This is a genomic window from Comamonas sp. 17RB, from assembly GCF_030056555.1.
Lineage (GTDB): Bacteria > Pseudomonadota > Gammaproteobacteria > Burkholderiales > Burkholderiaceae_C > Comamonas > Comamonas terrigena.
On the sequence record NZ_JASHHY010000002.1, the window covers coordinates 430,084 to 452,509 of the forward strand.

The 22,426-nt window shown below is 65.4% G+C and carries 21 protein-coding genes; 5 read left to right on the forward strand and 16 right to left on the reverse strand.

All coding sequences use genetic code 11. The features are described 5' to 3' along the window. The first annotated feature begins 3 nt into the window (after nucleotides 1-3). The 5 genes from QM470_RS05175 (at nucleotide 4) to QM470_RS05195 (ending at nucleotide 4,980) form a co-directional block, all read left to right on the forward strand. Complete coding sequence (locus tag QM470_RS05175; RefSeq protein ID WP_283338439.1) at nucleotides 4-510, forward strand: rhodanese-like domain-containing protein; 507 nt, start codon at nucleotides 4-6, stop codon at nucleotides 508-510. A 32-nt stretch (nucleotides 511-542) separates the two neighbouring features. After that, entirely contained in the window at nucleotides 543-1,544 is a 1,002-nt protein-coding gene (epsC, locus tag QM470_RS05180; protein WP_283338440.1) for a serine O-acetyltransferase EpsC, read from the forward strand. 2 nt (nucleotides 1,545-1,546) lie between these two features. Continuing rightward, the gene (locus QM470_RS05185; RefSeq protein WP_283338441.1) at nucleotides 1,547-1,834 is read left to right on the forward strand and encodes a helix-turn-helix domain-containing protein; all 288 of its coding nucleotides are present in this window, start codon (nucleotides 1,547-1,549) and stop codon (nucleotides 1,832-1,834) included. Between the two features lie 80 nt (nucleotides 1,835-1,914). Continuing rightward, nucleotides 1,915-2,853: a family 2A encapsulin nanocompartment shell protein gene (locus QM470_RS05190; protein ID WP_283338442.1), complete on the forward strand. Its 939-nt coding sequence runs from the start codon at nucleotides 1,915-1,917 to the stop codon at nucleotides 2,851-2,853. A 111-nt stretch (nucleotides 2,854-2,964) separates the two neighbouring features. Next, nucleotides 2,965-4,980 carry a family 2A encapsulin nanocompartment cargo protein cysteine desulfurase gene (locus QM470_RS05195; protein WP_502846806.1) on the forward strand — a complete coding sequence of 672 codons (2,016 nt, stop codon included), beginning with the start codon at nucleotides 2,965-2,967 and terminating at the stop codon, nucleotides 4,978-4,980. Between the two features lie 106 nt (nucleotides 4,981-5,086). On the opposite strand, the gene purT is transcribed toward QM470_RS05195, so the two are convergent. The 16 genes from purT to lepA all read right to left on the reverse strand — a co-directional run bounded on the left by purT (nucleotide 5,087) and on the right by lepA (nucleotide 22,180). Beyond that, entirely contained in the window at nucleotides 5,087-6,304 is a 1,218-nt protein-coding gene (purT, locus tag QM470_RS05200) for a formate-dependent phosphoribosylglycinamide formyltransferase (RefSeq protein ID WP_283338443.1), read from the reverse strand. Between the two features lie 138 nt (nucleotides 6,305-6,442). Continuing rightward, the gene (locus QM470_RS05205; RefSeq protein ID WP_066537081.1) at nucleotides 6,443-6,772 is read right to left on the reverse strand and encodes a DHCW motif cupin fold protein; all 330 of its coding nucleotides are present in this window, start codon (nucleotides 6,770-6,772) and stop codon (nucleotides 6,443-6,445) included. A gap of 120 nt (nucleotides 6,773-6,892) precedes the next feature. Next, nucleotides 6,893-7,561: a TenA family protein gene (locus tag QM470_RS05210; protein WP_283338444.1), complete on the reverse strand. Its 669-nt coding sequence runs from the start codon at nucleotides 7,559-7,561 to the stop codon at nucleotides 6,893-6,895. Nucleotides 7,562-7,650: 89 nt separating this feature from the next. Beyond that, nucleotides 7,651-8,121, reverse strand: a complete 471-nt coding sequence (locus QM470_RS05215; protein WP_283338445.1) for a hypothetical protein — start codon at nucleotides 8,119-8,121, stop codon at nucleotides 7,651-7,653. 131 nt (nucleotides 8,122-8,252) lie between these two features. Continuing rightward, nucleotides 8,253-9,311 carry a 6-phosphofructokinase gene (locus tag QM470_RS05220; protein WP_283338446.1) on the reverse strand — a complete coding sequence of 353 codons (1,059 nt, stop codon included), beginning with the start codon at nucleotides 9,309-9,311 and terminating at the stop codon, nucleotides 8,253-8,255. 182 nt (nucleotides 9,312-9,493) lie between these two features. Then, complete coding sequence (locus tag QM470_RS05225; protein ID WP_283338447.1) at nucleotides 9,494-10,873, reverse strand: c-type cytochrome; 1,380 nt, start codon at nucleotides 10,871-10,873, stop codon at nucleotides 9,494-9,496. A gap of 12 nt (nucleotides 10,874-10,885) precedes the next feature. Beyond that, a complete protein-coding gene (locus tag QM470_RS05230) occupies nucleotides 10,886-12,655 on the reverse strand; it encodes a GMC family oxidoreductase (protein ID WP_280013439.1) in 1,770 nt (589 codons plus the stop codon). Between the two features lie 3 nt (nucleotides 12,656-12,658). Beyond that, nucleotides 12,659-13,357 carry a gluconate 2-dehydrogenase subunit 3 family protein gene (locus QM470_RS05235; RefSeq protein ID WP_280013437.1) on the reverse strand — a complete coding sequence of 233 codons (699 nt, stop codon included), beginning with the start codon at nucleotides 13,355-13,357 and terminating at the stop codon, nucleotides 12,659-12,661. A gap of 516 nt (nucleotides 13,358-13,873) precedes the next feature. Further along, complete coding sequence (nagZ, locus tag QM470_RS05240) at nucleotides 13,874-14,974, reverse strand: beta-N-acetylhexosaminidase (RefSeq protein WP_283338448.1); 1,101 nt, start codon at nucleotides 14,972-14,974, stop codon at nucleotides 13,874-13,876. 86 nt (nucleotides 14,975-15,060) lie between these two features. Further along, nucleotides 15,061-15,456, reverse strand: a complete 396-nt coding sequence (gene acpS / locus QM470_RS05245; RefSeq protein WP_283338449.1) for a holo-ACP synthase — start codon at nucleotides 15,454-15,456, stop codon at nucleotides 15,061-15,063. An 81-nt stretch (nucleotides 15,457-15,537) separates the two neighbouring features. Then, nucleotides 15,538-16,320 carry a pyridoxine 5'-phosphate synthase gene (locus QM470_RS05250; protein WP_283338450.1) on the reverse strand — a complete coding sequence of 261 codons (783 nt, stop codon included), beginning with the start codon at nucleotides 16,318-16,320 and terminating at the stop codon, nucleotides 15,538-15,540. Continuing rightward, on the reverse strand, nucleotides 16,317-17,102 hold the full coding sequence (gene recO / locus QM470_RS05255; RefSeq protein ID WP_283338451.1) for a DNA repair protein RecO: 786 nt from the start codon (nucleotides 17,100-17,102) through the stop codon (nucleotides 16,317-16,319). Before recO ends, QM470_RS05250 begins: the two co-directional genes overlap by 4 nt. A gap of 149 nt (nucleotides 17,103-17,251) precedes the next feature. Further along, a complete protein-coding gene (era, locus tag QM470_RS05260; protein ID WP_225608717.1) occupies nucleotides 17,252-18,340 on the reverse strand; it encodes a GTPase Era in 1,089 nt (362 codons plus the stop codon). Further along, entirely contained in the window at nucleotides 18,337-19,020 is a 684-nt protein-coding gene (gene rnc / locus QM470_RS05265) for a ribonuclease III (protein ID WP_066537113.1), read from the reverse strand. The genes era and rnc overlap by 4 nt, the downstream gene beginning before the upstream one ends. 377 nt (nucleotides 19,021-19,397) lie before the next feature. Continuing rightward, a complete protein-coding gene (gene lepB, locus QM470_RS05270; protein WP_066537116.1) occupies nucleotides 19,398-20,372 on the reverse strand; it encodes a signal peptidase I in 975 nt (324 codons plus the stop codon). Further along, nucleotides 20,372-22,180 (reverse strand): translation elongation factor 4, encoded by a 1,809-nt coding sequence (gene lepA, locus QM470_RS05275; protein ID WP_066537125.1) that lies wholly within the window; start codon nucleotides 22,178-22,180, stop codon nucleotides 20,372-20,374. The genes lepB and lepA overlap by 1 nt, the downstream gene beginning before the upstream one ends. Between the last annotated feature and the right edge of the window lie 246 nt (nucleotides 22,181-22,426).

The following is a 22,426-nucleotide window of genomic DNA, read 5'->3' on the forward strand; positions in this document are numbered from 1 at the left end:
GCCATGACCTACGCCACCACCGCCGAGACCCCCACCGCAACCGCCGCCCAGCGCCCGCAGCTGCCTGCCGTGCTGCAGCAGGCCCTGGCCCAGGCCCAGGAACAAGGCCTTGGCTACGCCGGCAGCGTGGCCCCACTTCAGGCCTGGCAGCTGGTGCAGCAAGGCCTGGCCCTGCTGGTGGATGTGCGCAGCGCCGAAGAACGCAAATTTGTCGGCCAGGTGCCCGGCAGCGCCCATGTGGCCTGGGCCAGCGGCACGGCGCTGACACGCAACCCCCGCTTTGCCCGCGAACTGGCCGCGCTGCACGCCAAACAACCCCAACCGCTGCCCGTGCTGCTGTTATGTCGCAGCGGCAAGCGCTCTGCCCTGGCCGCCCAGGAAGCGGCCAAGGCCGGCCTGCCCCATGTCTTCAATGTCAGCGAAGGCTTTGAGGGCGACCACGACACACAGCAGCAACGCGGCCACTTCAATGGCTGGCGCTTTTACGGCCTGCCCTGGGTGCAGGACTGACCCCACACCTTTACCGGATTGCGATTGCCACCATGAGCTCTTTCGACATTGCCCCCATCGTCACGCAGCTGCGCCAGGTCCGCGACCATTGGCGCGAGCAGCAGAACCGCACGGACTCCGGCCACCGTGAATTCCCATCGCGGGACGCCATTGCCCAGGCCGTGGAAGGCCTCAAAGGCGTGCTCTACCCGCAGCGCCTGGGGCCGTCCGATCTGCGCCACGCCAGCGAAGACTTCTATGTGGGCCACACCCTGAACACGGCGCTGCAGCTGCTGCAGACCCAGGCCCAGATCGAGCTGCACTACCGCCACCGCAGCGCGGGGGTGAGCGTGCCGGACCCGGCCGGCCAGGCTGCCCAGGCCCAGCGCGCAGTCCAGGCCTTTGCCCAGCAGCTGCCCCTGTTGCGCCAGCTGCTGGACATCGATGTGCTGGCCGCCTTCCATGGCGACCCCGCTGCGCGCAGCGTGGACGAGGTGGTGCTGAGCTACCCCGGCGTGCTGGCACTGATCCACCACCGCATCGCCCACGCCTTCTACCGGCTGGAGCTGCCGCTGCTGGGCCGCATCATGGCCGAGCTGGCACATGGGCAGACCGGCATCGACATCCACCCCGGCGCACAGATCGGCCCCGGCTTCTTCATCGACCACGGCACCGGTGTCGTGATCGGGGAAACTGCCGTCATCGGCCAGAACGTGCGCATCTACCAGGCCGTGACCCTCGGCGCCAAGCGCTTCCCCAAGGATGCCCAGGGCCACCTGCAAAAAGGCTGGGCACGCCACCCCATCGTGGAGGATGACGTGGTGATCTACGCCGGCGCCACCATCCTGGGGCGGGTGACCATCGGCAAAGGCGCGGTCATCGGCGGCAACGTCTGGATCACCGACGACGTGCCCGCCGGCACCCATGTCAGCCAGGCCAGCCTGCGCCAGGCAGAGCAACCGGCGGAGCCGCCCGTGACTGCTGCGGTGCCGCCCGCCACGCCCCCGGTGCTGTCCGCTCCGGCCCCGGAACGCACCGCCCGCGTGGCCGCCTGAACATGCCCGCGCAACACTTGGTCCAGGACTTCGGCCTGGCCGTGCGCCAGCTGCGCGAAGGGCATGGCTGGTCGCAGGAGCACCTGGCTGCACAGTCCGATCTGAACCGCTCCTATGTGGGCGAGATCGAGCGCGGCCAGGTGGCGCCCTCCCTGATCACGCTGCACAAACTGGCCCAGGCCCTGCACCTGGGCACGGCCGAGCTGCTGGCGCATGCCGAACGCATACGCCAGCAGCGTGAAACCCAGCGCCAGCACCTGGCGACGCGCTTGGCGGCGATAGCCGGTTGAAGCCCGATCGGCGGCATTGAACACTGGCGAAGACTGTTTTCCCGCATCCCCACCACCGATTCCACCAGGAGCCTTTTTCCATGACAGCAACCGTCGGCGGTACCACCGCCCTGGGCGACAACGCAGCCCGCCAGCTTGCCAATGCCACCAAGACCGCACCGCAGCTGGCCACGATCACGCCGCGCTGGCTGACCCACCTGCTGCAATGGGTGCCGGTGGAGGCCGGCATCTACCGCGTCAACCAGGTCAAGAACCCGGAAGACATCAAGGTCACCTGCACCGCCAAGCAGCACGAGAACCAGCTGCCGCGCACCTATGTGGACTACGACGCCAAGCCGCGCGAGTACTTCCTGAACGCGGTCTCCACCGTGCTGGATGTGCACACCCGCATCTCCGACCTCTACAGCAGCCCGCACGACCAGATCAAGGAACAGCTGCGCCTGACGATCGAGACCATCAAGGAGAACCAGGAAAGCGAGCTGATCAACAACCCCGACTACGGCCTGCTGTCCCAGGTGAGCGACGAACAGCGCATCTTCCCGCTGACCGGCGCCCCCACCCCCGATGACCTGGACGAGCTGCTGACCAAGGTCTGGAAGGAACCCGCCTTCTTCCTGGCCCACCCGCTGACCATTGCCGCCTTCGGCCGCGAAGCCACGCGCCGTGGCACGCCGCCGCCCACCGTCAGCCTGTTCGGCAGCCAGTTCATCACCTGGCGCGGTGTGCCGCTGATCCCTTCGGACAAGGTGCCGGTGGCCGATGGCAAGAGCAAGATCCTGCTGCTGCGCGTGGGCGACCGCCGCCAGGGCGTGGTGGGCCTGTTCCAGCCCGGTCTGCCCGGCGAACAGAGCCCGGGCCTGTCGGTGCGCTTCATGGGCATCAACAACCACGCCATCGCCAGCTACCTGATCTCGCTGTACTGCTCGCTGGCTGTGCTCACCCCCGATGCCGTGGCCGTGCTGGACGACGTGGAAATCAACAAGTACCACGACTACTCGGTACTGGACACCTACAAGTAAGCCCGCGCAGTGCTGCGCCGGGGTGGCAGCCCCTCCCGGCGCAGCGCCAATCCCCAGAGCACGACCAGTCCTCCCCCTTTTTCGACATCGCGCACCACAGGAGATGCGGTTTTGAGCACCACCACCGCGCAAGCGCCCACCCCGGCCGCCGCACAGGCCGCCCCGCTGGCGCCCCCGATTCCCGCCACCCCGGCGCCGCCGCTGGACACCGGCGCGCTGGCCCAGCTGGCAACAGCCTTGTTCCGCAGCCTGCCCGGCAGCGCCGCACCCCAGGGCGCCCAGCCGCCCACCACCTGGGCTCCGGGCGGCTCCCCGCTGGCCAGCCCGGCGGGCCTGGCGCCCAATGTGCCCGGCACGCCGCTTCCACAGGGGCAGATCCCGGGGGCCAATGTGCTGCCCAGCAACCCCGGCACCGTGCTGGCCCTGGGCCACCGCGCCGCCACGGCCCGCCCGCATGCGGTCGCCGGCAACGGCGTGCCCGACCAGGCATTCACCGCCCTGCCCGCCTACGAACCCCGCCTCGGGCACGCCACCGATGGCGTACCCCAGGCCACTGCCGCAGCGGCCGCCACACATCGGCCCGCCCCCGTGGACACTGCGGACGCTGCGGGCCTTGCGCCGCCGCACGCCCCCCATCCCGGACTGGATGCGCTGAGCCAGCAGGCGGTGACCGCACTGGGCAGCCAGGGCACGGCACCGGGTAGCCCGTTCGTTCCCGCCATCCCCTCCGGCCTGCTGGCAACGCCCGCTGCGCCTGCGACCGCCCTTGCCGGCAGCACCGACGCCGCGGCCCCGCAGTTCTACTTTGTGGATGCGGTCGCCCTGCCCAGCGGTTTTGTCACCCCGGCCAAGCCCCACCCCCACGGGCAGGCCGACAGCACGCCGCTGGCACAGGCCGACCGCCATCCCGGCTTCGACGTGCAGGCCGTGCGCCGCGACTTTCCCATCCTGGCCGAGCGCATCAACGGCAAGCCGCTGGTCTGGCTGGACAACGCCGCCACCACCCACAAGCCGCGCCAGGTGATCGAACGCATTGCGCACTTCTACGCGCACGAGAACTCCAACATCCACCGCGCCGCCCACACGCTGGCGGCCCGCGCCACGGATGCCTATGAACATGCCCGTGAAGTGGTGCGCCGCTTCATCCACGCGCCCGATGTGAACGAAGTCATCTTCGTGCGCGGCACCACCGAAGCCATCAACCTGGTGGCCAAGGCCTGGGGCGGGCAGAACGTGGGGGCGGGCGATGAAATCATCGTCAGCCACCTGGAGCACCACGCCAACATCGTCCCCTGGCAGCAGCTGGCGCAGGCCAAGGGAGCCAAGCTGCGCGTGATTCCGGTCGACGACCAGGGGCAGATCCGCCTCGACGAATACGAGAAGCTGCTGAACGACCGCACCAAGATCGTCGCCATCGGCCATGTGTCCAATGTGCTGGGCACCGTGGTGCCGGTCAAGGAAGTGGTGGCCCGTGCCCGGGCGCGCGGCATCACCACGCTGGTGGATGGCGCCCAGTCCATCGCCCACACGCCGGTCGATGTGCAGGACATCGGGGCGGACTTCTTCGTCTTTTCGGGCCACAAGATCTTTGCCCCCACCGGCATCGGCGCCCTCTGGGGCCGCCGCGCCGTGCTGGAAACCATGCCGCCCTGGCAGGGCGGCGGCAACATGATTGCGGACGTGAGCTTCGAGAAGACCGTGTTCCAGCCGCTGCCCAACACCTTCGAGGCAGGCACCGGCAACATTGCCGACGCGGTGGGCCTGGGGGCGGCGCTGGAGTATGTGGAGCGCATCGGCATCGAGAACATCAGCCGCTACGAGCACGCGTTGGTGGACTACGGCATGCAGCAGCTGGCCACGATTGCCGGCCTGCGCCTGATCGGTACCGTCCCCGGCAAGGCCAGCGTGCTGTCGTTCACGTTGGAAGGCTATACGACCGACGAGGTGGGCAAGGCGCTGAATGCCGAAGGCATTGCCGTGCGCACCGGCCACCACTGCGCCCAGCCGATTCTGCGCCGCTTCGGCGTGGAAACCGCGGTGCGCCCGTCGCTGGCCTTCTACAACACCTTCGAGGAAATCGACCAGCTGGTCGCCATCGTGCGGCGCCTGGCCAGCCAGCGCCGCTGAAGGCAGCCGGCGCCAAAAAAGCCACGGCAGCTTGCGCTGCCGTGGCTTTTTTATGGAGTGCTTCAACGCAATGTCCCTGCGCCGAAGCGGCCGCCGTCAGGGCCGCTCAGGGCTTGCGCGGCTTGACCTTGCTGGCGGCCAGCTTGGCCGTCACACGGGCCTGCTCCACATCCGCAGCGCGCGCCAGGGCCACGCCCATGCGGCGCTTCACAAAGCTTTCGGGCTTGCCGAACAGGCGCAGATCGGTACCGGGAATCGCCAGCGCTTCGTCCACGCCGTCGAACACCAGGCCCTGGGCGTCCTGGCCGCCGTAGATCACAGCGCTGGCACCGGGGTTGCGCAGGCTGGTGTCCACCGGCAGGCCCAGGATGGCACGGGCGTGCAGCTCGAACTCGCTCTGCCACTGGGTGGCCAGCGTGACCAACCCGGTATCGTGCGGGCGCGGCGAGACTTCGCTGAACCACACCTGCTCGCCCTTGACGAACAGCTCCACGCCGAACAGGCCCAGGCCGCCCAGGTTGTCGGTCACGGCCTTGGCAATCTGCTGCGACTTCGCCTGGGCCGTGGCGGACATGGGATGGGGCTGCCAGCTTTCCACGTAGTCGCCCGCCTGCTGGATATGGCCCACCGGATCGCAGAAATGGGTCTGGACCTGGCCGTCCGCGCCCTTGGCGCGCACCGTCAGCTGGGTGATTTCGTAGTCGAAATCGATGAAGCCTTCGACGATCACACGGCCCTTGGCCACGCGGCCACCAGCCATGGCGTAGTCCCAGGCTTTCTGCACATCGGCGGGGCCGTCGATCTTGCTCTGGCCCTTGCCGGAGCTGCTCATCACCGGCTTGACCACACAGGGGTAGCCGATCGCGGGCTGGCCGTCGCTGCCGTCGATGGCGGCCTGCAGCTCCTCCTGCGAATCGCAGAAGCGGTAGGGGCTGGTGGGCAGGCCCAGGGTTTCGGCCGCCAGGCGGCGGATGCCTTCGCGGTCCATGGTCAGGCGCGTGGCACGCGCCGTGGGGATGACGGTGACCACGCCGGCGGCTTCCAGCTCTTCCAGCATGGGGGTGGCAATGGCTTCGATCTCGGGCACGACCAGATCGGGCTTTTCGGCCTCGATCAAGGCCTTGAGCTGCGCCGGATCGCTCATGGTGATGGTGCGCGCATGGTGGGCCACCTGCTGGCCGGGGGCATGGTCATAGCGGTCGACCGCAATGGTCTCCACGCCCAGGCGCTGCAGGGCAATCAGCACTTCCTTGCCCAGCTCGCCGCTGCCCAGCAGCATGACTTTGGTGGCGTGGGGGGTGAGAGGGGTTCCGAGGGTGGTCATAGGCGCTTTCCGTCCAGCCAGCGGGCGTGGCCCGCTATCGTTTTACATGGCGGAAGGCTCCGCCGCACAGGCGGAATCATAGTGGCTGGCGGCCGGCCCTGGCCGCCGAACGGGTTGTGCCCCGCCTGCCCCTGTCGCTCAGTCCACGATGAACAGCTTGGCGCCAGTGGGCGCCGAAGAACGGTGGGCTTCGGCCTGGTCGGCCACCTGGTAGCTCATGCCCGGGCGCAGCACCACGTGGCGGCCATCGTCCAGCTCGGTGTGCAGCTCCCCTTCCAGGCACAGCAGGATATGGCCCTTGCTGCACCAGTGGTCGGCCAGATAGCCCGGCGTGTACTCCACCATGCGCACGCGCAGCGCACCAAACTGGCGGGTGCGCCACCAGGCGGTGCCCTGCTCGCCCGGATGGGCCGTGGGTTCCACCTGCGACCAGTCGGTGGTGCCAAAAGGAATGTCGTTCATCTGCATGGGAAAGTGCTCCTGGGGAAATGCGCACCCATTCTCCATGCACGCGGCGACAGTGCGCCGCAGGGCTTGTGCATGCGCCCCATGTCCGCAGGCGATGGTGCAGACACTGCGGCTTCAGGCCTAGGCATACACATGGTCGAAGAATTGCCGCTCCAGCTGCACGGCACGCTGGAAGTAGCCAGCGGCCTCGTCACGGGCCGCGTCGCTCAGCGCAGGACCGACCCGGTCCAGCTCGCTGCGCAGCCAGGCCACAAAGCCGCGGAAGAAGTCGTTCGCGTGCAAGGTGATCCACTCCGCATGCTCGAAGCGGGCGGGCAGCGGTAGCTGCTGCTTGGCGGGCTGGTCCGCCCAGTCCAGGTACAGGCCTTCGGCCACGGCCAGCACGGCGATGCAGTTGGCGTAGTTCAGGCTTTGCGCGGCTTCGTGCATCAGTTGCTGGAAGGCCTGGGTCTGGGGCGTGAGCGACGGCGCCAGGCGCTCGGACTCGGGCACGCCCAGCGCGTCGAAGCTGCGCAGGAAATAGGTGTTCTCGTCGCTGGTGATCATGGCCGCAAACTGCGACAGCGTGACACGCGGCGCAAACCGGTCGGCACTGGCAATGGCAGCGCCCAGCAGGGCCACAAAGCGGTTGATGAACTGGTAGTCCTGCACCAGGTAGCGGCGCAGCACGGCATCATCCAGCGTGCCGGCAAAGATCTCATCGACAAAACGGTGCTGTACGCAGGCGTTCCAGTCGCTGATGCTGGACTGGCGCAGTTGTTCGGCAAAGCCGGAAGAAATGGTGCTCATGCTCTGGAGGGGGATACTGGCCTGGGTGCGCGGCAACAGCGGCACGCCAGGCGGTGGTGGGTCGTGTCGTCAGTGCGCGGTTCAGTGTGTCAATGCGTCAGTGCGGCCTTGCCGCTGCCGCGCTGGGGCACTTCGCCACTGGCAAAGTCATAGTCCCCGGACCACACGGCGTCGCCCCAGTTCCAATTGGCGCTGGCCTGCTCCAGGCTCAGCACATGCACGCCGGCCAGGTCCTGCACGCGCTCCTGCAGCCAGGCGATCTGGTCGCTGCGCACAAACACCAGGGTGTTGATGCTCCATTCGGCATCGGTCACGCCCAGGCCCTGCAATTGCTCCAGCAGCGGGGCGTACCACTTGGCCACGCGTTCGTTGAGCTTGTTGACCAGCCCCAGCGGGAATCCGGAGGCCGAGACCTCCACCACATACAGCTGGCGCTTGCTGGGGCGCAGCGCCACAAAGGCCGGGCTGTGCCAGCCGGCGGCCACATCGTAGCGGTGGGCCACAAAGGTTTCGCCGTTGGCCGTGAGCAGTTGCATCACGGCTTCTTCATGTCGGTCCATGGCTTGTGTTTCTTGCAAATTCAGCAGCCCCGCACCTTAGCGCGTTTTGGCCGCCCTGCCCGCTGCGCACGGTGTAAAAGCCTGCATCCGCATACCGTGGCGGCGGCTGCGGCGGCGCACCGGGCGCTCGCTCAGCAGTGCTCGCCCAGGCAGATGCCGATATCGCGGGCCATGCGCAGCAGGCCGTGGTCCAGCGGCACCTTGCGCTGGGTGTTGGCGACCTCGGAAATCGCCACGCTGCCGATGGCCCCGTGCTCCAGCGTGACCATGCGGCCGAACTGGCCCTGCAGCACCAGCTGGGCGGCGTGGTGGCCGAACTGGGTGGCCAGCACCCGGTCGAACGGGGTGGGATCGCCACCGCGCTGCACATGGCCCAGCACCGTGGTGCGCACCTCGCTCTGGAGGTGGGGCTGCAGGCGTTCGCGCAGCACATGGCCCACGCCACCCAGGCGCACCGGGTCGGGGCTGTGTGCAATGTGTTCGCGCACCGTCAGGCTGTGGCCGCTTTCCTTGGCGCCTTCGCCGATGCAGATGATGGTGTAGCGCTGGCGTTGCTCGCGCTCCTGGCAGACATGGATGATGCTCTGCAGGTCGTAGTCGATCTCGGGCAGCAGGATGACGTCGGCCGCGCCGGCAATGCCGGATTCCAGCGCCAGCCAGCCGGCATGGCGCCCCATGGTCTCCACGATCATCACGCGGTGGTGGCTGTTGGCCGTGCTCTCGATGCGGCGCAGGCTTTCGGTCACCGTGGCCACGGCCGTGTCAAAGCCGAAGCTGCGCTCGCAGCGGGCAATGTCGTTGTCGATGGTCTTGGGCACCCCCACGCACTGCAGGCCCACACGCGACAGACCGTGGGCCAGGCTCATGGTGCCGTCGCCGCCGATGGCCACGACCACGTCCAGGCCCAGCGTCTGGACGTTGCGTCCCACCTGCGCCAGCGTGGCTTCGTCGCGCAGCGGGTTGGCGCTGTTGCTGGTGCCCAGGATCGTGCCGCCGATGTGCAGGATGCCCGAGACCTCATCCCAGCTCAGGGGCTTGACGCGCGGCACCTCGCCCATCAGGCCTTCAAAGCCGTCGGCAATGCCCAGCACCTCGCACTGGCCATGGTTGATCAGGGACTTGGTGACCGAGCGGATCACCGCATTCAGGCCCGGGCAATCGCCACCACCGGTCAACACACCAACGCGCATGAAAAGACTCCTTGTTCTGTACCGCACCGGGCGCCATCCCATCGGCGCAGCGGTGCAAAACGGAATCATCCCACGCCGGCAGGCGCTTGCGGCATAAAAAAACCCAGCCGGACGCTCTGTCCGGCTGGGTTCGATGGGAGACATGCCCGTCCCGCAAAGGGCCGGGGTGCGCGCCTTGCGGCTTACTGGGCGCGTTCGGGAGCCGCCGCAGCCTGGGTGTGCTTGCGCACCTTGCTGACGTCGCTTGCGCTGACGTTGGAAGCCTTGTTGCCCCAGCCGTTGCGGATGAAGCTGGCCAGCTGGGCCACTTCTTCATCGGTCAGGCGGTCGGCATAGCCTTGCATGGCCAGGTGCATGGGGCGGCGGCTGGTCGAAGGCACCGACGTACCGTTCAGGATCACCGACACGAACGGGTTGGCGTCCTTGCCCAGCACCATGGCATTGCCTTGCAGCTCGGGGAAGATCTCGGGGGCACCCTTGCCGCTCACAAAGTGGCAGGCTGCGCAGTTGTCGAGATACAGACGGGCGCCCACCGGCATGTCCGGCGATGCGGAGGTCAGCAGCGTGGCCGTGGCCTTGCCGGCTTCGTCAGCAGGCAGTGCGGGCATGCTGCGGGGACCGGCAGCGGCCACCTTGGCAGGCACGGCTTCCACCGGCTGGCCGTCCATGCTCTTCAGGAACACCGCCATGGCGTTCAGGTCGGCATCGGTCATGTACTGCATCGAGTGCTCGACCACCAGCGCCATTTCGCCATTGGCCACCGCGTGTGCATTGCGGCCTGTTGCCAGGTAGGCGGCGATCTCTTCGGCCGTCCACTTCTGCACGCGGGCATCCTTGCCGCGCAGTGCAGGTGCCGTCCACTCGTCCACCATGCCGCCGGTCAGGAAGCTGGCATCGCTCAGGCGTGTGCCGTCCTGAGCCATGAAGGTCGTGCGCGGGCTATGGCAGGCAGCGCAGTGGCCTGCGCCTTCGATCAGGTACTGGCCGCGGATCTGCTGCTCGTCACCGGCCATGGGCTTGAACTTGGCTTCACCCGACAGGGCCAGCCAGTTCCAGGCACGCAGGCCAAAGCGCATGTTGAACGGGAAGGTCAGGCTGGTGGCCTGCACTTCGTTCTTCACGGGCTTCACTTCGGTCTGGATGTAGTCGTACAGGGCGCGCAGATCGCTTTCCGTCATGAAACGGTAGTTCTCATACGGCATGGCCGGGTACAGCTGCTGACCGTGGCCACCCACGCCGTCGACCATGGCGGCGCGGAACTGGTCCAGTGTCCAGTTACCGATACCGGTTTCCTTGTCGGGCGTGATGTTGGACGACCAGATAGTGCCCAGCGGGCTTTCGATGCCACGGCCACCGGCCATGGACTCGCCGCCATTGGCGGTGTGGCAGGCCATGCAGTCGCCTGCACGCATGACATATTCACCGCGGCCGGGCTCGGCCTTCCAGTCGGCTGCCAGGGTTTCGTTGGCCGGAGTGGGCTTGAACGGCGCGTAGGCCAGGGCCAGCGCAGCGACGATACCCAGGACGATCAGTGCAATCAGGATGCTGAGGATTTTTTTCATGGATAACGCTCCTCAGACCAACGGACGCGGGTTCTTCAGGTACATGGTACGGATGGCATGCAGCGTCCAGTAAGCCAGACCGCCGACCATGCCGGTGGGGTTGTACTGGGTGTTCTGCACAAAGTTGCCGGCACCGAAGACGAACACGTTGTGCTTGTCCCAGGCCTGGCAGTAGCGGTTGACCACCCCTTCGGTGGGCTTTTCGGACATCACGTGACCGCCGGTGTTGTGCGTGGTCTGGTAAGGACGCACGTCGAACTTGGCGCCGATGCTCTTGAAGCCCGACTGGATCAGATCCGGCTTCAAGGCGTTGCCCACCTCTTCGGCCTTGACCTTCTGGTACTGGGTCATCTTGATGTCGTTGTCCTGCCAGTTGAAGGTCATGCGCATCAACGGACGGCCATGCGGATCCTTGTAGGTGGGATCCAGGTCCAAGTGGTTGTTGCGGTAGGACATGTGCGAACCGTGCGTGCCGATCGACATGGAGTGGCCGTACCACTCGCCAATGCCCTTCTTCCAGCCTGCACCCCAGCCCGGCGTGCCCTTGGGCAGCGGCATGGAGCGGATCGGCTGACCGTTCATGGTGCCGACGCGCCAGTAGGCGCCACCGATGAAGCCCAGCTTGCCGAAGTCGTTCTGGTTGATGCCGTAGTCATCGATGCACATGCCGTTGGAGCCGTGACCGATGAAGGGGTTGAAGCTTTCGTCCTTGAAGAACAGGGTCACGCCACCATTCATCTGATAGGCGTAGTTCTTGCCCGTCACACCGGTGTTGGTCTTGGGGTCGTAGGGCTTGCCGATGCCGGACACCAGCAGCAGGTGCACGTTGTTCAGCTGGTAGGACGACAGGATCACCAGGTCCGCAGGCTGGAACACTTCTTCCTGCTTGACCGCGTCGAAGTACGTCACGCCGGTGGCGGTCTTGCCGTCGGCCGAGCTTTCCACGCGCAGCACTTCGGAGTGCGTGCGGTATTCGAAGTTGGGCTTGCGCTTGAGGGCGTCCAGCACGGCCGTCTGGGGCGACGACTTGGAGTACTGGTAGCAGCCGAAACGCTCGCAGAAGCCGCAGAAGTTGCAAGGCGCCATCTGCATGCCGTACGGATTCACATAGGCCGTGGACGCGATGCCGGCAGGTGCCGGGAACGGGTGCAGGCCCATGCTCTTGGCGCAGGCTTCGAACTTGCTAGCATCGTAGGTCGATGGCAGCGCAGGCATGGGGTAGTCCTTGGAGCGCCAGCCTTCGAACGGGTTGCCGCCGGCCTGGATCTGGCCCTTGATGTTGCCGGCCTTGCCGGAGACACCGGCCACTTCGTCAAACTGGGTGAAGAAGGGTTCCAGCTCGTCATAGCTGACGGGGTAGTCCATCAGGTTCATGCCTTCCGGAATGATGGACTCGCCCCAGCGTTCCTTCACATAGGTGCGCAGCTTGATTTCTTCCGCCTGCGGACGCCACAGCAGACCGTTCCAGTGCGTGCCGGCACCGCCCACGCCGTTGGCGGGCAGGAAGGAACCCATGGCGCGGTAAGGCAGGGCGACTTCGTTGTCGTCGCGGCGCACCGTCACCGTCTGCTGACGGGGGTGCTGCATATTCTTCAGACGCACACCGTAGGTGAGTTCATCGATCTGGTTGGGGTACTTGAACTCGGGCACGGTGTTCTGGTCGCCGCCGCGCTCCAGCGCCACGATCTCCAGCCCTTCGGCGGCCAGTTCCATCCCGGCGATGGAGCCGGTCCAGCCCAGGCCAACGATGACCACGTCTTTTTTCTTTTCAATGCGTGCCATGGTTTAAGCCCTTTCGCCCTTGATGGATACCGGTCCCAGTGGGTACTTCTTGTTGTGCTGGTCGACCCATTCCGCGTAGCTGGCACGCGCGCCGGGGAAACCGATGTACTTCCAGGCCTGCATGCCATGGTTGCCGCCGTGCATGGGGTCGGCGAAGTAGCCTTCCTTGGTGTTGGCCAGCAGGGTGGCGAAGAAGAAGCTCAGCTCGGGAGCCAGCTTGATCTCACCCTTTTGCAGGGCGGTCAGGGCTTCGTTCTGCTGCTCGACCGTCAGGCTCTTGAATTCCTTGCCAAAGCGTTCCTGGCACGCTGCGTTGAAGGCAGGGATGGCCTGGCGGTACAGCTGCGCAGGCGTCAGCGGCGATTGCCAGCCGCGATCGGGCGTGGCGGCCGGGTCGTGCGGGCCTTCCATGTACCAGATGTCGGCATTGCCGTAGTAGTCCTTCAGCTGGCGGTCGATGAACACCGGCACATGGGCTTCGATGGCTCCGGGGCCGTCCCCTTCCGAGGGGATCAGGCGTGCGGTGGCAGCCAGCACAAAAGCCCACTCCTCTGCGTTGAAGTACACGGGCTGGTACTTGTCCAGCGGTACGGGGGCTTCCTTGGAGTTGGCATGGAACGTCATGGCGACGCCCGTCAGTGCCACACCGGCACCGGATGCCATCAGGAAAGATCGGCGGCTGGGTGGGGAAAAGTTAGACATTTTTCTATTCCTACATCGTGTCAACACCGCTCCACACGCCAGTGTGTGGGAAGTGTTTCGTTGCATCGAACGTGGTTTTTTGGCGATGCAGAAGTTAGATCCACATCACACAAATGCACTTTCGAAGGTGCGCGCGCACACATAACTCCCGCTTCTTTGAGCGAGATCATGTTGTTTTAATGCTCCGATCCTAGTAGCGCAAGCAAGCATTTGTTTCAGAGGCGGAGCACACCTGCATGCGACCAGTGGTCTTTTGTTGGAGTGGAATACTGGGGTTTACCATTAGATATAAGACCCAAGACTTGTGCTGAGGTCTTCCCCCTGGGCGACACGGTCGATCTGCGGCCCTGCGCACCCCTTCAGACCCTCTTGCACACACCCCTTCCACCCCTGGGAAGCAGGCAGCTGGCACCCCTTTTTTCGGGACAACGGCGGCATCCAAGGCATAAAAAAATCCGCTGCAAACCGGGGTTTGCAGCGGATCGGCGGATGCAGGGCCCCTGCCGGGGCCGGTGTTCAGGGCAGCTGGTCCAGCGCCTGCAGATAGGCGGGCTGGCGCATCAGATCGTCCCAGGCCTGGGGTTCGGTATCCGGCAGCAGCGACACGCGGCGCGATTCGGAGTCCACATCCGGCACCCAGCGGCCGTCGCGCAGCGCGGCGTCCATGCCGTCCAGCAACTGGTCCACATGCTCGCCAAAGCCCAGGCTCTGGTTGCACAGCAGCACCATGTCGCAGCCCGCCTGCAGCGCAGACAGCGCGGCGTCGGTATAGCTGATCAGCGGGCCGCTGCTGCCGTGCAGGCGCCGGGCACCTTCCATGCTCAGGTCGTCGCTGAAGATCGCGCCGTCATAGCGCAGGCGGCTGCGCAGAATGTCCTTGAGCCATTTTTCACTGAAGCCCGCCGGACGCTTGTCCACCTTGGGGTAGATCACATGGGCGGGCATCACGGCCGTCAGCACGCTGGAGAGCCACGGGTACGGCGCGGCGTCTTCGTCCAGGATGGCCTTCAGGCTGCGCGGGTCCACGGGGATATCGACATGCGAATCCGCCTTCACAAAGCCGTGGCCCGGAAAGTGTTTGCCGCAGTTGCCCATGCCGGCCTGCAGCAGGCCGTGCATCAGGCTCCTGGCCAGGGCCGCCACCACACGCGGGTCCCGGTGGAAGCTGCGGTCGCCGATGACCGAACTTTCGCCATAGTCCAGATCCAGCACCGGGGTGAAGCTGAAATCCACACCGCAGGCGCGCAGTTCGCTGCCCAGCACATAGCCGGCCGCGGTGGCGGCATTCAGGGCGCGCATGGCGCCGCTGCCTTCGCGGTGCTTGCTGCCCTTGCCGTCATCCATCCACATCGCACCCAGGGCGCGCATGGGCGGGATGTGGGTGAAGCCATCGGTGCGAAAGCGCTGCACGCGCCCGCCTTCGTGGTCCACACAGATCAGCAGGTCCGGCTGCACGGCCTTGATGTCGGCACACAGCTGCACCAGGGCCGCGCGGTCTTCCCAGTTGCGCTTGAACAGGATGATGCCGCCCACCAGCGGGTGGGCCAGGCGGGCGCGGTCCGCGTCGGAGAGCGAAGTGCCGGCGATGTCGATGATCAAAGGAGCGTGCAAGCGCATGGAGATACCTTGGAAACGGGTGAAGGTGTCAGAGACTTCGGTGCGGATCGCGGCCCGTGCTGCTGCACTGCACGGGCGGTCATCCATCAGGGCTTTTGTTCGACCACACAGTAGCTGGTGGCGTATTCCGATTCATCGGACATGGAGATGTGGGCCTGCAGGCCCCGAGCCTCGAACCACGTCTTGAGCGCGCCATGCAGCACCACCGTGGGCTGGCCGCTGGGCAGGTTGGCAATCTCGCAGCTGCGCCAGGTCATGGGCATGACCATGCCCAGGCCGATGGCCTTGCTGAAGGCCTCCTTGGCCGAAAAGCGCGTGGCCACGTAACGCACGCCGCGGTCCGGCCAGCGCTCGCTGCGCTTTTTCCAGGTCGCGATTTCGGCGTCGCTGAGCACCTTGCGTGCAAAGCGCTCGCCGTGCCGCTCCAGGCTGGCACGGATGCGGCGGATGTCACAGATATCGGTGCCAATGCCGTAGATCATGGAAGAAGCCTCCGCACAGTCAATTCCCTACACCCGATGCCGCCACGCAGGCCGCCAGCGCGGCGGTGTGGACCCTCGCCTTCACGCCCGGTCCGCCATGCCGGCATCGATGGCACGCTGGTAGCCACGCACGGTCTCGGCATAGCCCAGCTCCAGGGCATCGGCGATCAGTGCATGGCCGATCGACACCTCCGCCACGCCCGGCACCTGGGCCACAAAGGCCGGCAGGTTGTCGCGGTTCAGATCGTGCCCGGCGTTGATGCCCAGGCCCACATCCAGCGCAGCCTGGGCGGCGACGGCGTAGATGCGCAGCTGCTCGGCATGCTGGGGCGTTCCCCAGGAGGCGGCATAGGGTTCGGTGTACAGCTCCACGCGGTCCGCGCCCACGGCCTTGGCTGCGGCCATCTGCTCGGGCACCGGGTCCATGAACAGGCTCACGCGCACCCCCAGGGCCTTGCATTCGGCAATCAGCGGACGCAGCCGCTCGGCATCCTGCGGAAAGGTCCAGCCATGGTCGCTGGTGAACTGGTCCTCACTGTCCGGCACGAAGGTGGCCTGGTGGGGGCGCACCTGCCGGATGAAGTCCATCAGGTTCTGCGTGGGATTGCCTTCGATATTGAACTCTGCCCGCGGCCAGGCCTGCATCAGCTCGGCCAGTTCGTACACATCCGTGCCGCGGATATGCCGTTCGTCCGGCCGCGGGTGGATGGTGATGCCCTGCGCACCGGCCTCCAGGCACAGCTGCGCCGCACGCGTGACGCTGGGAATGCCGAGGTGGCGCGTGTTGCGCACCAGTGCGACCTTGTTGACGTTGACGGACAGCGCGGTGCGCACGGCAGCGGACGAAACGGAAGAAACGGTCATAGCGATTGAAGATCCAACATCAGCTGGCGGGTGCGCAGCGGGGGATTGCCGCAATGGTATTGCAACAGCACCCGCAGCTGCGGCTTGAGCGGCGCGGCCACGGCTTCGCAGCAGCGTGCCAGGGCGGTCATCGGGTCTTTCTGTTGCAGCGCGGCATTCAGCGCCAGCCACTGCGCCCCGTGGAGGCTGCCACGCGGGCTGGTGGTGGCTTGCAGGCCGGACTCGGCGGCCAGGGCATAGCGGGCCTCGGGCTGCAGCGGCTGCAGGGTCAGGGTTTCGCTATCCAGCGCGGGCAGCAGGCCCAGCTCGCGCAGCAGCAGCAGTTCGAACGCGCGCAGTGCGGGCTCCACCGCAGCCTCCCCCTCCCCGGCCTGGCGGCGCGGCGCCGAGGCTGCGGCCAGCAGGCGCACAACCGCGGCATAGGCGTCGAACAGCAGCGCATACGGGTCTTCACGGGCCAGCAGACGCAGCAGCAGCTCGTTCAGGTACATGCCGGTCATCAGCCCATCGCCCATGGGCAGTACATGGCCGCCGGCCCATTCCGCCCCCTTGAGCACATGGATGTCGGCCGCGCCGTCGCCCGACAGCGTCCAGTTCAGCCGCAGCGGCTGCAGCGCCAGCAGCACCGGCCGGAAATTGGAGGTGTGACGTTTGACCCCCTTGGCCACCAGCGCCACCCGCCCACGGTGGCGGGTGAAGCATTCCAGGATCAGGCTGGATTCGCTCCAGTCGTACTGGTGCAGGATGAAGGCAGGTTCTTCGCTAACCCTTTTGGCGGCCATGGTGTGGTGAAAACAAAAGGCCCCGAAGGGCCTTGGAAAGAAAGGCTGTCACAGAGCCTCACAGTGTCGCAGAGCGCGCTGCGCAGCAGCCGATGCCGGGCGCAAGCCCTTGGCACGGCACCGCGAAGCTACCCTGCAGTACCCGGCGCTCACTCGTAACCGAAGGATTTGACGCGGGCCTCGTCGTCGGCCCAGCCGGACTTCACCTTGACCCAGACTTCCAGGAACACCTTGGCGTCGAACTGCTTTTCCAGTTCCTGGCGCGCTTCGGTGCTGATGCGCTTGAGGCGCTCGCCGCCCTGACCGATCACCATGGCCTTGTGGCCATCGCGCTCCACCACGATGGTGGCGGCCACGCGCATGAAGCGCTTGTGGGTCTTGCTGGGCTCTTCCTCGAACTTGTCGATGACCACCGTCGAGGTGTAGGGCAGCTCGTCGCCGGTAAAGCGGAACAGCTTTTCACGCACGGTTTCTGCGGCCAGGAACTTCTCGCTGCGATCGGTCAGCTCGTTCTGGCTGTAGAACCAGGGCTGCTGCGGCAGGTACTTGGCGCAGATGCCGTACATGCGCTCGATGTCCTTCTTGTTCTTGGCCGACATGGGCACGAACTCGGCGAAGGGGTGGCGCTCCTGCATGCTTTGCAGCCAGGGGGCGATTTCGTGGCGGCGGCCCACGGCATCCAGCTTGTTGGCGATCAGCAGCGTGGGGATGCCGGGCTTGAACAGGCTCAGCACCTTGGCGTCGGCCAGGGTGAAGCTGCCGGCTTCGACCACGAACAGAATCAGGTCCACGTCACCGATGGCACCCATCACCGTCTTGTTCAGCGATTTGTTCAGTGCGGTGGAGTGCTTGGTCTGGAAACCCGGGGTGTCCACAAAGACGAACTGGGTGTCGTCCTTGGTGTGGATGCCGGTGATGCGGTGGCGCGTGGTCTGCGCCTTGCGCGAGGTGATGGAGATCTTCTGCCCCACCAGCGCGTTCATCAGCGTGGACTTGCCCACGTTGGGCTTGCCGACGATGGCGATCAGGCCACAGCGCTGCTCTTCCACCGGCACTTCGCGCACGGGCTCGGCGGCGCTTTCCTCTTCGCTGCGGATGGGCGTGGCGGCCGCTCCGGGCTTGGCCCCGGACAGCATGGCACTGATGTAGTCCAGGCTGGGATCGTTGATGTCGATCTGGCTCTTGGCGCGATCGGGGCTGGTTTTGCCTGCTGTTTTTTTCTTGGCAGCGTCGGTCATGGATGTTTCGCTTTCAGTTGATCGAGCAAGGCAGCGGCTGCTGCCTGCTCCGCAGCACGGCGCGAAGCGCCTGTGCCGTTGGCATGGAGGTGGAGTTCTGCGATCTCGCAGGCCACCTCGAAGGTTTGCAAATGCGCGGCCCCGGTGATCTCTGCCACTTTGTACTGCGGCAGCTTCATGCGACGGCCCTGCAGCCATTCCTGCAGTGCGGTCTTGGGGTCTTTTTGCACCGCACGCATGTGCGGGTTGATGTCCACCCCCTCATAGAGGTGGTGCACCAGGCGTTCGGCCGTGCGGTAGTCGGCGTCCAGATAGACGGCGCCGATCAGCGCTTCCACGGCATCGGCCAGGATGGAGGGGCGCTGCTTGCCGCCCGACTTGGCTTCGCCTTCGCCCAGGCGCAACAGGCCGGACAGCTCCAACTTGAGTGCGATCTGGTGCAGCGTGCCTTCCTTGACCAAGTTGGCCCGCACACGGGAGAGATCGCCTTCGGGCAGCGACTGCAGCCTTTGGTACAGCAGCGTGGAGACGGCCAGACTGAGCACGGAGTCCCCCAGGAACTCCAGGCGTTCGTTGTTGTCCGCCGAGAAGCTGCGGTGCGTCAGCGCACGTTGCAGCAAGGCGGGTTCAGAAAAATTATGTTGCAGACGCTGCTGCAAAGCTAAAAGGCCGGGTAGCACCTAGGAATCTGGTCGTTAAATCGGTAAACAAGGCAGGCGGCGCCTGCCAGCGAAATCTATCGGGAATACAGGCCGTCGGCCAGTGCTTTTTCATGCACCGGGCGGCTGCCACGCGGCACTCTTGCGCGGCGTCATGCCATCGGCGGCGGGGCGGGGTGAAGCCGGGACCCATGCCGTCCGGCACGGGCAATCCAGGGGGTGTCGTCTTGCACAGGGTCTGGTATGTCCAGAAAGACAGGGGATTGATTGTCCGCCAATCGTGAAAGCCGCGGCGGCGGCGCCCCCTAAACACCCGCGCCCTGAAGGAAAGCCCGCGCTGGCGGGCGCGGGCTGTGGTGCGCCGGGAGCGGCATGGCGCCCTCCCCCGGTGCCGGCGATCAGTTGAAGGAACCGATGCGCTTGAGGTTGCCGAAGTTCATCCAGACAAAGAAGGCCTTGCCGACGATGTTCGCATCCGGCACAAAACCCCAGTAGCGCGAGTCCAGCGAGTTGTCGCGGTTGTCGCCCATCACGAAGTAGTGGCCTTCGGGCACCTTGCAGGTCACGCCTTCGACGCTGTAGGTGCAGTTTTCCCGGTACGCGTAGTTGCTGGCGCCCTGGACAAAGGCCGGCACCCCCTGGGTGTTGAGCAGGCGGTGCGGCAACAGGCCCAGGGTTTCCTCGTACTGGTTGAAGTAGCGCATGGCGTCTTCATCGAAGAAATCGGGCAGGTCCTTGGTGGGCACCGGCTGGCCGTTGATCGTCAGGCGCTTGTTCAGGTAAGCCACGGTGTCACCGGGCACACCCACCACACGCTTGATGTAGTCCAGCGAGGGCTGGGGCGGGTAGCGGAACACCATCACATCGCCACGTTCCGGCGTCTTGCCGTCGATGACCTTGGTGTTGAGCACCGGCAGGCGCACACCGTAGGTGAACTTGTTCACCAGGATCAGGTCCCCCACCAGCAGCGTGGGAATCATCGAACCGGACGGGATCTTGAACGGCTCGAACAGGAAGGAGCGCAGGATGAACACCACGGCGATCACCGGGAACAGACCGGCCGTCCAATCCAGCCACCAGGGCTGGACCAGGGCTTTTTGCTGGCCTTCGGTGGTGTCCAGATCGACCTTGGCAATGCCCATGCGGTCCAGCTCGGCGCGGCGTGCCGTGGCGGCATCGGCCAGGGCCTGTGCCGCCTGCTTGCGGCGCGGCCAGAAATACAGGCGCTCCGCCAGCCAGTACGCACCGGTCACGACGGTGGCCAGGAACATCAACAGGGCGAAATTGCCTTCGATCGCACCCGTGTACCAGGCGCCCACATAGCCTACGAAAGCCGCCAGAACGGCGGCTGTGATCCATTGCATGGCTTGCATCAATCCTCCACTTGCAGGATGGCCAGGAAAGCCTCCTGCGGCACTTCCACCGAGCCGATCTGCTTCATGCGCTTCTTACCGGCCTTCTGCTTTTCGAGCAGCTTGCGCTTGCGGGTGATGTCACCGCCGTAGCACTTGGCCAGCACGTTCTTGCGCATGGCCTTGACGGTTTCACGGGCGATGATGTTGGCGCCGATCGCCGCCTGGATCGCCACGTCGAACATCTGGCGGCTGATGATTTCACGCATCTTGGCCACCACGGCACGACCGCGGAAAGTGGCCTGCGAGCGGTGCACGATGATGGACAGCGCATCGACCTTTTCGCCGTTGAGCAGGATGTCGACCTTCACCACGTCCGAGGCTCGGTACTCCAGGAACTCGTAGTCCATGGAGGCATAGCCGCGCGAGACCGATTTGAGCTTGTCAAAGAAGTCCAGCACGATTTCGCCCAGCGGCATTTCGTAGGTCAGCATGACCTGACGGCCGTGGTAGGCCATGTTCTTCTGCACGCCGCGCTTCTGGTTGGCCAGTGTCATCACCGGGCCGACATAGTCTTGCGGCATGTACAGGTGCACGGTCACGATGGGCTCGCGGATTTCTTCCATGCGGCCCTGATCGGGCATCTTGGAGGGGTTTTCCACCTGGATGACTTCGCCGTCGGCCTTGACCACTTCGTACACCACGCTGGGGGCGGTGGTGATCAGGTCCTGATCGAACTCGCGCTCCAGGCGTTCCTGCACGATCTCCATGTGCAGCAGGCCCAGGAAGCCGCAGCGGAAGCCAAAGCCGAGCGCCTGCGACACTTCGGGTTCGTACTGCAGTGCCGCATCGTTGAGCTGCAGCTTTTCCAGCGCATCGCGCAGCTGGTCGTATTCGCTGGCTTCGGTCGGGTACAGACCCGCAAACACCTGGGGCTTGACTTCCTTGAAGCCGGGCAGCGCCTTCTCGGCAGGGCCCAGATTGTTCGGCAGCTTCTTTTCCAGCGTGACGGTATCGCCCACCTTGGCGGCCTTCAACTCCTTGATGCCGGCAATGATGTAGCCCACTTCGCCGGCCTTGAGCGCATCGCGCGGCTGGTTGGCAGGGGTGAACACGCCGATGTTGTTGGCTTCATAGGCTGCGCCTGTGGCCATCATCTTGAAGCGCTCGCCCTTCTTGAGCTGACCGTCGACCACGCGCACCAGCATCACGACGCCCACATAGGGGTCGAACCAGCTGTCCACGATCATGGCGCGCAGCGGCGCATCCGGGTCGCCCTTGGGCGCCGGCACCTTGGCCACAATGGCTTCCAGAATCTCGTCGATGCCCATGCCGGTCTTGGCCGAGCAGGGAATCGCGTCGGTCGCGTCAATGCCGATCACGTCTTCGATCTCGGCCTTGGCGTTGTCCGGATCCGCATTGGGCAGATCCATCTTGTTGAGCACGGCAAAGACCTCGACCCCCAGGTCGAGTGCGGTGTAGCAGTTGGCCACGGTCTGGGCTTCCACGCCCTGCGAGGCATCGACCACCAGCAGACCGCCTTCACAGGCCGACAGCGAACGCGAGACTTCGTACGAGAAGTCCACGTGGCCGGGCGTGTCGATCAGGTTGAGGTTGTAGACCTTGCCATCCTTGGCCTTGTACTGCAGTGCAGCCGTCTGCGCCTTGATGGTGATGCCACGCTCTTTCTCGATGTCCATCGAGTCCAGCACCTGGGCTTCCATATCGCGCTCGGCCAAGCCGCCACAACGCTGGATCAAGCGGTCGGCCAGCGTGGATTTGCCATGGTCGATGTGCGCAATGATGGAGAAATTACGGATGTGATTCATCAACGAAAAGCGTCTTGGTAACTTAAATGAATGTGGCGCGCACAAGGCAAGAAAAAAGGGCGCGTCGACTCTGACGCGCCCTGAACCAACAATCTTGGGCAACTGCGATGGTTGGGCTGCTGATTGTAGGCAAAAGCCCTCTGCAAAAGCACCGTTTTTGCTGTCTGGCGGCTCAGCGCCAGCGATGCAGCAAAACTAACCACAGCTTATCCACAATTGCGGTTCAGCGGAAATTCGCTGCCGGCA